Genomic DNA, 12,379 nt, shown 5'->3' on the forward strand with positions numbered 1-12,379 from the left:
TTTGAATCTTCCTCTCTATTTTTTAAAAGCTTTAACCTGTAATGGGGGTTATATCCCTTTTTTCGAGCATACGACTCCAGCCTGTGAGCAAAACCGCAACGAAAACCATAATGCTCCCGATCCAGGCCGTATGAATGAGACCGAGTGAATCCGTTACAATCCCGCCTACATAAGCTCCGATGGCTATCCCTGCGTTGAAAGCTGCAATATTAACAGCAGAGGCAACATCGACAGCTTTGGGTGCAAACCGTTCGGCTAACATGACGACATATACCTGTAGCCCGGGCACGTTCATAAACGCAAGCAATCCCATAAAGAAGATCGTAATCAGTCCTGCCGTTTTAAAAGGTGCCGTGAACAACAGGAGAAACAGGATCACTGCTTGAATCAGAAACATGTAAAACAAAGCTGAAAGCGGCTTGCGGTTTGCTGCTTTTCCGCCAATAACATTCCCGATGGCAATCGCAATTCCATACAGCAAAAGTATAAACGTTACCGTACTTTGCTGAAATCCGGTTATGTCGTGAAGTAATGGAGATAAATAAGTAAATACCACAAATGTGCCTCCATACCCCAAAGCTGTAATGATAAATGCGAGTAGCAAGCGACCATTGGTAACCAGTTTGACCTGCTCGCGGAAAGGAGTCTTGTTCCCTTTGCGCAGCGTAGATGGCAGCAGAATCAGATTGGCGATGAGTGCCACTACACCGACGACCACAATCGCCATAAATGCTGCCCTCCAACCCCATTGCTGCCCAATGTAGGTACCCAAAGGTACGCCTGTAACCGTGGCTACGGTCAACCCGGAGAACATAATGGAAATCGCACTCGCTCGCCGATCATCCGGCACAAGATCGGCCGCGATGGTGGAACCGATGGACATGAACACCCCATGAGCGAACGCCGAGATCACACGTGCAATCAGCAGCAAGGCAATTCCGCTAGAGACCGCAGCGAGGCTGTTGCCTGCAATAAATATAATCATGATCCACAGCAGCAACGTTTTACGGGGAACACTTGATGTTAATGAGGTCAAGACAGGTGCCCCGATGGTGACCCCTAATGCATACAGCGTTACAGTTAGTGCAGACATCGTTACAGATATGTGCAAGTCTTCAGCAATCAGGGGAAGCAGTCCCACGCTGATGAACTCAGTTGTCCCAATCGCAAAGGCGCTTACGGCTAGAGCCAGTAATGGCCAGATACTTCGTTTTGATTCTGGCGACATGTTTTTCACTCCTATCTATAGAAATCTTCGACCAGCAGATGTTATTATGAGTTATTCAAGCAAATATGAACAGTACGTACTTTTTAGTGATATAGGTACTAAAAAGTACCCTAAATAAAGTTCTTTTTGATCAAAACAGGCTGTTAAGGTATGTATAACAGAAGCGATACACATGGGGGGATCGGCATTGGGGAAGAAAAAATACAATATCTCTGTTGAGGCGACGTTAGAGGTGATCGGGGGGAAATGGAAATGCGTCATTCTGTGTCATTTGACACATGGAAAGATGCGGACAAGCGAATTAAAACGGATGATGCCTTCCATAACACAAAAAATGCTGACTCAGCAGCTTCGTGAATTAGAGGAAGACGGCATTGTCAATCGGATTAGCTATAATCAGGTTCCACCCAAGGTGGAGTACGAGCTTAGTGAATATGGATGTAGTCTGAAAGGCATTTTAGATTCTCTTTGTGCTTGGGGAGAAAGACATATTATTAAAGAATACGGGGATAAATCTGCGGTTTTGGAAGATAACATTCTGAATAATTTGTAAAGCCAAAAAGAGCGCCCGCAATACATCAGCAGGCGCTTTCTCTCTCTCCGAATTCCAAGGGTTACGAATTGGACATCATTTTAATTTGTGAAATCAATGACCATGCGTCCTTGGATTTTGCCCTGCTCCATCTCCTCGAAGATCTCATTAATGTCTTCGAGCGGACGTTTTTGTACAAGAGGGACAACTTTACCTTCTGCAGCGAACTGGAACGCTTCTTTAAGGTCTTCACGAGTGCCGACCAAGGAGCCAATAACTTGAATGCCGTCCAGAACCAGACGTGGAATGTCCAGATCCATCTTATCGGTTGGGAGACCTACAGCTACGACACGCGCGCCAGCCTTCACAACGTCGATGGCCTGGTTGAAAGGTGTTTTGGCAACAGCAGTAACCACGGTTGCATCCAGACCAGCACCGTTTGTTAACTCCTTAGCTCGAGCGACCGGATCTTCTTTCATGCTGTTAACGATATAGTCAGCACCAATTTGTTTGGCCAGTTCTAGTTTTTCATCACTGATGTCAAAGGCTACAACTTTAGCATTGAATACATTTTTGGCGTATTGCACAGCCAGGTTACCCAAGCCACCAATGCCGAAGATACCGATCCATTGTCCTGGTTTGACTTCACTTACTTTAACTGCTTTATATGTGGTAACCCCTGCGCAAGTTACACTACTTGCAGCGGCAGGATCAAGACTATCTGGTACTTTGACCGCGTAGTCAGCTGTGACAATACATTGCTCTGCCATTGCACCGTCTACCGTATATCCGGCATTTTTAACTTCACGACACAGCGTTTCCCGCCCGGTTAGGCAATATTCGCAGTGACCGCAGCTTTGGAACATCCAGGCAATACTTACGCGATCACCAATCTTAAGACTGGTTACTCCTTCACCTAATTCAATGACTTTCCCAATACCTTCATGCCCCAGAACTCTGCCTGTGACATCACCAAAATCCGCATTTTTCACATGTAAATCTGTGTGGCAAACTCCGCAATACTCGACTTGGACTAACGCTTCCCCATGCTTCAGGGAGCGTAAAGGTTTCTCTTCTACACTGACTTTCTTGTCTTTTGTAACAATTGCTGCTTTCATGTAGATCTCTCCTTTAAATAATATGGAATTATTTTGTAATGCACACTCCATTATTATAGTAACTCTTGCCCAAAAAGGACAAACATAAATCTAACTTACTAACTTAAAACTATTTAATCGAAAAATGCTTCTTTCTAAGTCCTTGGACCCTTGTAGGAACTTTGTACAATAATTTACAATGTAAAAAGTTTCACATACTCTATTTGGAAGAAGGATAAAGAAACATGAAAAAAAACTGGAAAGGTTGCCTGTTCAGCATATTTGCCATTATCTTGGTTGTATCAGTAACAGGATGCAATTCACAGCCCGCCATTTCTAGTACCACCAGCACTTCATCCTTATCAGCTACCAACGCTCATGCGGTTGTTCAAAAAGGCCCGCACTGGTCTTATGAAGGAGATCAGGGACCGGAGCATTGGGGAGAGCTGGAAAAAGATTTTGTTGCTTGTGGTAACGGCCACGAACAATCTCCTGTCAATATAGAGCATACCCATTTGGAAGCATCGCAAACGCAGCAACCGCTGCAAGTTCATTACACTAATACGAAAGCATCCATTTTGAACAATGGGCACACTGTGCAAATCAATGTTGCCGATGCCAGCAATAGCATCATGCTGGACGGTACTAAATTCACTTTAAAGCAGTTTCATTTTCATCACCCGAGCGAACACCAAATAGATGGTAAAAATGCTGAAATGGAGCTTCATTTTGTCCATCAAAGCGACAACGGAAGCACAGCTGTCTTAGGAGTCCTTATCCAAAGTGGCAAAGAAAACAAGGCTTTCAACCGCATTTGGTCCAAACTACCGAAAGATAATTCCCAAGAAGCGGCGGCTCTAGATGAAAAAATAGATCTCGCTGCGCTGCTGCCAAAAGACCTGCACTCCGTTCGCTACAATGGATCGCTGACTACCCCGCCATGCACAGAACATGTAAATTGGACAGTGCTGGAGCAGCCTATTGAAATGTCCGCAGACCAAATCAACCAGTTTGCTGCCATTTTCCCCGATAACCATCGTCCTGTACAACAACTGGGAACCCGGGAACTGACTGCCGATAAATAATAAAATAAAGTGCCGTAAGATGTAAGGTGCATTCTATATATAAATACAACCGAAAAGCCCCCTCTATTCATCTAGTTAGAGGGGGCTTTTCGGTATTAAATTTACTGCTCATTACAAGCGCACCAGTTCCTCCACCTTCACCGGTTGACCTGTACGCATAGAACGGTTGGCGGCAATGCCTGTTAAAATGGACCATGCACCGTCCATATGTGAGGCCGCACGATGGAACCGATCCTCTGCCGGCTTATCGAAAATATCACGCAGCATAACTGGATCTCCTCCGCCATGACCACCCTGGCCTTCCTCTACTTCGACCTCATAAGGTGCTGCAAAGTGGGGATAGATGGTGATGGTCTTCTCTTTTAGCGCACCCTCATCTGCCTTGCTGCCACCGGAATTAACATAGGATTGCTCGGATACCCGAACCTCCATCCGTCCCTTCGTGCCGTTAAATACGATGATAAAGCCCTCCCAAGGCATGTAAGCATTCAGCGAATAGTTCATTACCGTCTTGTTCTGATACTTCACCATGACACTCAGCGTATCTTCAATGCTGATATTGTCGCCAAATACGCTTTGATCCCGCACATAGCCATCCTCATGCTCAGCATCCAGATACATGCTTTTTAGATGCTCGTTACGGTCCAGGTGTAGCGCAAAGGGGTCATTTTCCGCTGCCTTGCTGCCGTAAGCCCGTTGATAAAACTCCGTCACGCCACGCTGCTCCGCATTTTCCCGGCCATAAAATTTCAGATCCCCCATCGCATACACCGTCTCCGGTTTCGAGCCAAGCCAGAAGTTCATCAGATCAAAATGATGCGTCGATTTATGCACCAGCAGACCGCCGCTATTGCGCTTGTCCCGGTGCCACCGACGGAAATAATCCGCGCCATGCTGTGTATTCAGCAGCCATTCAAAATTGACTGACAGCACCTCTCCGAGCGTTCCGTCCATGATCAGCTCACGGATTTTCGTATTATGCGGCGCATAGCGGTAATTAAAGGTGACGCGCAGCTTCCGTCCCGTGCGGTCTATGGCATCCAAAATGTCTTGGCATTTATCTTCATCCACCGTCATCGGCTTCTCGGAAATGACATCACAGCCCAGCTCCATCGCCCGGATAATATACCGATGATGCACCCGGTCAATGGTCGTGACAATGACGATATCCGGCTGCGTCTCCGCGATCATCCGATCAAACTCGTGAGCTTTATAGGTCGGAATCGGCTCATGCTCGTATTTCTCCTGCAGCAGACGATTGGCATAATCCATTCTCGTCTGATTGACGTCACAGAACGCGATCAGCTCCGAGGTATCTTTGAAAACGGTAACAACTTCACCGTAAAAAAATTCGGCTCTTCCTCCGGTACCCACAAGTGCATATTTGATTTTAGCCAATTGGTTCACACCCTTTACATGAATTGCTTTTATTTTATAGTATAAGAAAGAGCAAAATCTTCGCTTTTATTATGATTTTTCCCGTAAAATATACATATATTATCCTTATGTATTCTTTCACTAAAGGAGACTATCGATATGATCGCTACACCCCGTTTTGCCATCGAGCAAGCGTTTCGGAAGGTGCCATTCAGCATGTCCGCCGACCATGTCCACCAAGCGCACGAAATCTATTATTTGCTGGCAGGAGAGCGCTACTACTACATTAATCAACGGGTATACGCCCTCCAGAAGGGCGATCTGATTTGGATCAGCAAACATGATTTTCACCGTACGAGTAACAAGGGTAGCGGTAGCCATGAACGGATTTTGATTAACTTTGATGAAGAATTTGCAGCCTCGTCAATGACCGTCTCTCCCTCCAGCGATCAGAACCAGCTTCTTCTGCCAGAGAAAAGCTTTCTGCTTCGCCCCTCCGCGGAAGAACAATGCGAGCTGGAACACCTATTCCGGCAAATGCTAGATGAATACCACCAAGAACATGCCTACCGCCAGCTATATCTCCAGAGCTTGCTACTCCAGCTCCTTATCCGTATCCGGCGCATACAATCGGCCACTGCCGATACCATTGCACCGGAACGTAGCGAAAAGCAGCAGCGCGTGTACTCGGTCATCGCATACCTGCATGCTCATTATGACGAGAGCCTGTCGCTAGATCGGCTGGCTGAGCATTTTTATATTAGCAGCACGTATTTATGCCGTATTTTCAAGCAGACAACAGGTTTTACCTTAGTAGAATATCTTCAGGATGTGCGGGTCCAGCAGGCTCGGGCGTATTTAAGAGAAACAAGCTGGAAAGTGACTTCCATTGCTGAAAAAACGGGTTTTGACAGCATCGCTCACTTTGGTCGTGTATTCAAGCACCTTACCGGGCACACCCCACTACAGTACCGAAAAAAATACAAAAAGGAGTAGAGAGATGCCCCTACCCCTTAATTCCCGTCAAGGTGATGCCTTCAATAATTTGCTTTTGGGCAATGATGTAGACGATTAGCACCGGGACAACAGAAATGGTGGTACCCGCCATCATCAGTGACCAATCGGCGGTATATAACCCTTTGAAATTGTTAAGTAAAAGCGGAACCGTGAATTTCTCCGGTGTATTGAGATAGATAAGCGGATCAAGAAAGCTGTTCCAGGCACCCAAAAAGGTGAAAATCCCTATCGCCGCCAATGCCGGACGAATGAGTGGCAAAATGACGCTCCAGTAAATACGAATGTAGCCCGCCCCATCCATTACCGCCGCTTCCTCTAGATCGCGTGGGATACCCATGACGAACTGGCGGAGCAGAAACACTGCGAATGCATTAAACAAGGCTCCAGGTACGATCAGCGACCAATGTGTATCCAGCCAACCGATGCGATCCATCACCAAATATAACGGAATCATCGTCACCTGCTTGGGCACCATCATCGTAGCGAGGAACAAGATAAACAGTATGTTCGAGCCCGGAAATCGGATTTTAGCAAAAGCATACGCCGCCATAGACGCGCTAATCAGTGTCGCTGTCACGATGATCACCGTAATGTAAAAGCTATTCATATACGCCTGCACGAAGGGCATTGCCTCCAGCGATGCCGGATAGTTGCTCCATACGAACGGATCAGGAATCCATTGAGGTGGGACGACGAAAATTTGAGAAATATCCTTCAGGGAACTGAGAACAGTCCACAGGAATGGAAAAAACATGACTAAAGAGCCGACAGCGAGCAGCACATGGCGCAGGAATACCCTACCTCTGGAACTAATCTCCATAGTGCACCCACCTCTTTTGCATTTTAAATTGCAGCAGTGTAAATACGAGAATGATCACGAACAAAATCATTGCTGCCGCAGCACTTTCTCCCATCGTGAAGTCAATGAACGCCTGATCATAAATGTGGTACACCAGCGTATAGCTTGCTTTGGCTGGCCCTCCATTCGTCATGACAAACGCCTGATCGAACACCTGAAAAGAACTGATGACCATCATGATGGTCACAAAAAAGGTCGTCGGTGACAACAGCGGCAATGTAATATACCTTAGCTGCTGGAACTTGCTGGCCCCGTCAATTTCGGCTGCCTCGTAATAGCTTTTGGAGATACCCTGGAGTCCTGCCAGAAAAATGACCATATTATATCCCAGTCCCAACCATATGCTCAAAAGCGCAATCGACGGAATCACCCACTGCGTATCGGTAAGCCACATCGGGCCTGTAATCCCAATCGCTCGCAGCAGATGATTTAAAATGCCAAATTCGCCGTTCAGTATCCACATCCAGATGACACCAACCGATACCGAACTGGTTACGACAGGCATGAAAAAGAACAAGCGATAAATTTCCTTGCCCTTCACTTTGTTGAGCACGATGGCTACGAGCAGAGCCAATATAATCCCCGCCGGAATGACCAGCACCATATAGTACATCGTATTGATGAGTGCCTTCCAAAAATCAGGATCAGATAATTGGCCCTTGAAATTGTCCAAGCCGACAAACAAGGGTACGCCAAATCCATCCCAGTTTACAAAGCTTAAGTAAAGTGCATATAGCAACGGCAACAGCGAAAAACATAACAGACCCAAAAACTGGGGGCCAATAAATAGATAGCCCCACAGCGCTTGATGCTTTTTCTGCATCTTGTCACCTTCCTCCCCGGTCACGACCCACCCCGTGCCTACTTGACCGCCTTGGATATGATCTGATTCAACTTTTCAATAGTTGCCGCAGCATCCTGCTTGCCCAGGAACATCAGATCGATGGTTTCCGTGATATCCGAGTTCAGCCCTGGCACCTGAGCATCATAGGCCAGTGCAGATCCATGAGCATGCCCTATGTTACGTCCTTCGGTCAAATAGCTTGAATGCTCAATTGTCGCCTTTTTCATAATGCTCTCATCTGCGGCAGCAAGCGTACCCATGGCATTCCCACCTTCAACCAGCCGGGCCTCCTGCCCCTTCACAGAGACGTAGAATGCTGCCAACTTCATGGCCTCTTGCACATGCGGACTATTTTTGTTTACAGCTACATAGGCAACCGGAATGGCAACGGGCTCATTCTTACCGGTATTGGATGGCCAGTAGATATAATCGAAGTCGAGGCTTTTATTTTGGCTAAACAAGGGTTCCAGCCATCTTCCCGCCGCCAGCATACCGACTTGATTGGACATGAACATCGCGTCAGCCCCTTGCCCTTTGGGAAGCGAGCCGAGATATACCGCATTTCCCTTTTTCACCATATCGTACATAAAACCGAAGGCTTCCTTGCCCTTTTCATTGTGGTCCAGCACATATTTGCCTTGTTCATCAAAGATCTGACCGCCATTCGACCACACCCATGAATACCAGTGAGCCCACCAGTTTTCCGCAATATAACCCTGCTTTCCGGCTGCCTTCAGCTTGGATGTAACCTCTTCAAAGGCGTCCCAATTCCACTTGCCTTCGTCATAGTATTCTTGCGGCGTCTTCACGCCTGCTTCCTTAAATACCTTTTTGTTGTAATACATGACCATTGGGTTGGAGTCGGGAGTGACCCCATAAATTTCCCCATCACGCTTTGCCGGTCCCCACAATCCTTCCGGAAAATCCTCAGCCTTCACATCACTCGCATCACTTTTTAAAAACTCACCCAAAGGCTGTACCTGCTTCGCCCCGATCAAACGCGCAATCGTCGATTCATACGAATAAAACACATCCGGTCCGCGACTTCCCTGAAGCTGTGTCAACAGCTTTTGCTCATATTGGTCTCCCGGTACAGGCACCAGCTTAACCTCGATATTTGGGTTTTCCTTTTCAAATGCATCCAGCGCCCGCTGATACACCTTCACCTCCGCAGGATTACCCCAAGCCTGCATCGTAAGTCGCACTTTTTGCCCTTCTGTCTCCTCTATTTTGGGAGAGGTACTGCATGCCGCTGCAAGTAAAAACAGAACGCTGAGAAAAAATCCAATCTTTATCCAGCTCATGTAATTGTCCACCTTAACCGCCTCCTGTAGCTTCGCATGGTTGTATGTCATCCTTATTTTGAAGCGCTTACAAAACTTTCCCTATCATCATATGTAGGAGGGGGAGGCGCGATATCCCCATTTTCATTTTTATATAAATTTTTTTCTTTTGGGGCTCTGATATGACAGCGACCAAGGGAAAGTAAAGGGCTATACAACAAAAAAAGAAGAATGCAGATCACCTGCTTCCTTCTTTCGTATTCCTTCAGTATGATTCCGTTTTCTATGACTTTATAAGCATCTTTTCAAAAATATTATAGCCGTTCGTTTCGCCTATATACGTATAACCGCATTGTCTGTAAAACTCGCTAAGCTTGTCATTGCCCGCAATACAGTCTAAACGGATTCGATCCTTGCCTGTGAAGTGGATGCCTCGTTCAATCCATTGCATCAGCTCACGGCCTAGCCCCTTCCCGGTGCTATCGCGATCCACAACCAAACGATGCAGATATACTGAGGTTCCTCCTTCAGAATCCGTTTCGTCTAGTCCCCACAACTTACGGTCCCATGCACTGGGTTGCTGCTGCAAGATCACTGCGCCTGCCAAGCCATGATCCTCTGATGCTCGGAAAATAACCACTTCTCCGCGTGCAATAGCACCGCCTAGGTTATGATCATCTTTTCCTTTTAGTAAGCGTCCCCATTGCGTAGAGCCTTTGCTGTGCAGCCATCTGGCCGTCTTTAAAATTAACTCCTGAACCTGCTCCTGATCTTCAGTGCTTGCCTGAAAAGCCATTAATCCTGGTTTGACGGATGATTCGACAATAGTCATTGATGTCATGCTGCACCTCAACTCTCAAATTTTCCTTATGTATAAAATATAGCATAAAAAATGAGCGTCTGATGATCTGGCAGAGCGTAAAAAATATGAATACTACTATACTCTTATCGGTCATTTATGGTGAAAAATGTAACCTTTCTAATCATTTCAACCGATGATATCCGTATGAGAACAGTTGGAAAGGTTGTGAATGAGGTGCCAAGCCGTAATCCATATCTCCTCAAAAAGATATTTGGCATAAACAGAGAACGTATACTCATCTTCGCGCTGCTGCTGATCCCCGCTATCGCTGCCTTTATTGGAACAAGGCCTATGCCTGCGCAGTATATTTTGCAGGGAGAAATGCATCCGGTCAAAGATCTTGGCGTTCAGGGAAGCGTGTTTTTCGCGTCTGTGCAAACGGGTATTGCTAACAATCTCCTGGAGCGTTGGAATGTATATTCCAGTGAAAATGTATCTGGGGGAGCGATTAAATTTGAACCTCTTGCCCCTGATGAAGTGGACTCTTATTTGAAGGACCTTACAGAGACGGACACGCTAAAATATTCTGCCATGCAAGCCGTACATGCAGCGACGGAATTAAGCGTAGACAGCGACACAGCTGGGGCTACGGCGACTTTCTCGAATCTTAACAAATTGGAGGATGCTCGCTATGCGGAGCTATTGACTCATTTGCAGGATCTTTCGGGAAATTCCTTGGGTCTGATGACAGGTATCGGACTGTATGAGGAAGCCAATAATATCGACTTTTCAGATGGCGGACGTCACAAAATCGCAGGCTCTGGCACAATGGAAGAATACGGAGATGTCGGATCAGTCGGTGGACTGGAGCAAAAGCTGCTGGGAGCCGAGGCGGCAAAGGTTGATCTATTTTTCGTACCGGCAGATTATGAATGGTACGGTGAGGAAGGCAACGAAGCAGAGGCTGCCCGAGTTCAAAAGGAGCATGGACTCAAGTTACGCATTATCCCCGTAGAAACACTGGAGGATGCTATCGTGTATTTGAAGCAACTAGATTGGGAGGAAGTACATCTTGAATGATCCAGATTCCAAAGCATTCCCATCCAAGACAGTTGGCAGCGTACATCAAGCCTTACTAGCAGTGGGCACTATAGGCGAATTTATCATCCTTATTTTTACATTAGTGTATATCTACGCAAATGATTTTTATTATGATCATCTATACGAGCTGGAGCAAAAATTTACAGTTTTTAGCTTTGTGCTGTACTACTTGTGTTTTGTAACCTATCTGATCTGGCTAGTTCAAGTACATAAAGCCATCCGGCAAAAGCATTCCGATTATCCGATTCGTACCGTGGGAGCCATTGCTCGCATGATTCCTTTTATTAACTTGTGGGGATTCTCTAATACATTCACCCATATTTATAGGTACTTTGCGCTCCACCCCGAATTGGAGCGCAAAGCCCGTTATATTCAAAAGATGATTGTTCCGCTATATTTTGTCTGGTTTGGTGAAGGAATTATTAATCGGATTCTTATCCGACACTTTTCCGATATGGAATCGATGTCCATGTTGTTGGGAGACATTATGCAAACCACCAGAATGGCCTGCTTTTACTGCATGACACGGATCATTCACAATAGTCTGGTTATGCTGAATAAAAAAGATGAAGAAGGATTGCATTAAAAAAACGAGCTGGCCTTCACGGTCAGCTCGTTTCCATTTCTGGTGAATGGTGTTACTCCATCCCCATGATTTAATTCGTCTGTGCAGCAGGCACGATTCGGTATAATCCTGAAGTCTCGCCCGCCGCGGGATGTACTTCCTGGATGAACCATCCTAACGACAGCACTCTCTCCAGCCGATCATACTCAGCCTTCGTCAGTTCGGATGTAACGGCTTCGCTTCCTTCCTCTAGTGACAGCTCAGGCTCCCGCCCGAACGCAACGGCAATCCACGAACGAATGCCCCGGATCGTATTGTACTTGATCTGATATCCGTCCGTTACCGCGCTGACAAACACCTCCGGCTCTTGGGACGCCAGCCCGGTGACAAGCTCTGTATAATCAAAATCGGATGGTCCGTCCGTTGGCAGCTCATTTTGCTGCACCCAACGGATTAATTCCTCTTGGGACCAGCCTAAAGAGCGTAATGATTCCAGCAAGAGTGCGTCCCATTGGGAAATACGTACTCTTTTCGTCGTCGATTCAGTCATCATTTTTTACCTCCTTTGGGTCATGCACATCGTACAACC

13 protein-coding genes are annotated in these 12,379 nt (G+C 46.5%); 5 read left to right on the plus strand and 8 right to left on the minus strand.

The window, feature by feature from the left end; translation table 11 throughout:
• Positions 1-31: 31 nt before the first annotated feature.
• A complete protein-coding gene (locus NLX78_RS23895) occupies positions 32-1,228 on the minus strand; it encodes an MFS transporter (RefSeq protein ID WP_254351727.1) in 1,197 nt (398 codons plus the stop codon).
• A 187-nt stretch (positions 1,229-1,415) separates the two neighbouring features.
• On the opposite strand from NLX78_RS23895, the gene NLX78_RS23900 reads away from it, so the two are divergent.
• The gene (locus NLX78_RS23900; protein ID WP_069292048.1) at positions 1,416-1,781 is read left to right on the plus strand and encodes a winged helix-turn-helix transcriptional regulator; all 366 of its coding nucleotides are present in this window, start codon (positions 1,416-1,418) and stop codon (positions 1,779-1,781) included.
• Between the two features lie 80 nt (positions 1,782-1,861).
• Here NLX78_RS23900 and adhP read toward each other — a convergent pair whose 3' ends face one another.
• Positions 1,862-2,878, minus strand: a complete 1,017-nt coding sequence (adhP, locus tag NLX78_RS23905; RefSeq protein ID WP_061830749.1) for an alcohol dehydrogenase AdhP — start codon at positions 2,876-2,878, stop codon at positions 1,862-1,864.
• Positions 2,879-3,102: 224 nt separating this feature from the next.
• Between adhP and NLX78_RS23910 the strand changes: the two genes are divergently transcribed.
• On the plus strand, positions 3,103-3,942 hold the full coding sequence (locus NLX78_RS23910; protein WP_254351728.1) for a carbonic anhydrase: 840 nt from the start codon (positions 3,103-3,105) through the stop codon (positions 3,940-3,942).
• A 111-nt stretch (positions 3,943-4,053) separates the two neighbouring features.
• Here the strand turns inward: NLX78_RS23910 and NLX78_RS23915 are convergent, their stop codons facing one another.
• A complete protein-coding gene (locus tag NLX78_RS23915) occupies positions 4,054-5,340 on the minus strand; it encodes a Gfo/Idh/MocA family protein (protein ID WP_254330092.1) in 1,287 nt (428 codons plus the stop codon).
• 138 nt (positions 5,341-5,478) lie between these two features.
• On the opposite strand from NLX78_RS23915, the gene NLX78_RS23920 reads away from it, so the two are divergent.
• Positions 5,479-6,315, plus strand: coding sequence for an AraC family transcriptional regulator (locus tag NLX78_RS23920; RefSeq protein WP_254351729.1), 837 nt, complete (start codon positions 5,479-5,481; stop codon positions 6,313-6,315).
• 10 nt (positions 6,316-6,325) lie between these two features.
• On the opposite strand, the gene NLX78_RS23925 is transcribed toward NLX78_RS23920, so the two are convergent.
• The 4 genes from NLX78_RS23925 to NLX78_RS23940 all read right to left on the minus strand — a co-directional run bounded on the left by NLX78_RS23925 (position 6,326) and on the right by NLX78_RS23940 (position 10,163).
• Positions 6,326-7,156, minus strand: a complete 831-nt coding sequence (locus NLX78_RS23925) for a carbohydrate ABC transporter permease (protein ID WP_013308340.1) — start codon at positions 7,154-7,156, stop codon at positions 6,326-6,328.
• Positions 7,146-8,018: a carbohydrate ABC transporter permease gene (locus NLX78_RS23930; protein ID WP_061830759.1), complete on the minus strand. Its 873-nt coding sequence runs from the start codon at positions 8,016-8,018 to the stop codon at positions 7,146-7,148. The genes NLX78_RS23925 and NLX78_RS23930 overlap by 11 nt, the downstream gene beginning before the upstream one ends.
• Positions 8,019-8,056: 38 nt before the next feature.
• Complete coding sequence (locus NLX78_RS23935) at positions 8,057-9,355, minus strand: ABC transporter substrate-binding protein (RefSeq protein ID WP_322174116.1); 1,299 nt, start codon at positions 9,353-9,355, stop codon at positions 8,057-8,059.
• Between the two features lie 250 nt (positions 9,356-9,605).
• Positions 9,606-10,163 (minus strand): GNAT family N-acetyltransferase, encoded by a 558-nt coding sequence (locus tag NLX78_RS23940; RefSeq protein ID WP_250267213.1) that lies wholly within the window; start codon positions 10,161-10,163, stop codon positions 9,606-9,608.
• A gap of 117 nt (positions 10,164-10,280) precedes the next feature.
• On the opposite strand from NLX78_RS23940, the gene NLX78_RS23945 reads away from it, so the two are divergent.
• Positions 10,281-11,204 (plus strand): hypothetical protein, encoded by a 924-nt coding sequence (locus NLX78_RS23945; protein ID WP_250267212.1) that lies wholly within the window; start codon positions 10,281-10,283, stop codon positions 11,202-11,204.
• Positions 11,197-11,811, plus strand: a complete 615-nt coding sequence (locus NLX78_RS23950; protein WP_254351731.1) for a hypothetical protein — start codon at positions 11,197-11,199, stop codon at positions 11,809-11,811. The genes NLX78_RS23945 and NLX78_RS23950 overlap by 8 nt, the downstream gene beginning before the upstream one ends.
• Before the next feature lie 70 nt (positions 11,812-11,881).
• On the opposite strand, the gene NLX78_RS23955 is transcribed toward NLX78_RS23950, so the two are convergent.
• Positions 11,882-12,340, minus strand: coding sequence for a hypothetical protein (locus NLX78_RS23955; RefSeq protein ID WP_254351749.1), 459 nt, complete (start codon positions 12,338-12,340; stop codon positions 11,882-11,884).
• Between the last annotated feature and the right edge of the window lie 39 nt (positions 12,341-12,379).

This window comes from Paenibacillus sp. Lou8.1, assembly GCF_024213565.1.
GTDB lineage: Bacteria > Bacillota > Bacilli > Paenibacillales > Paenibacillaceae > Paenibacillus > Paenibacillus polymyxa_B.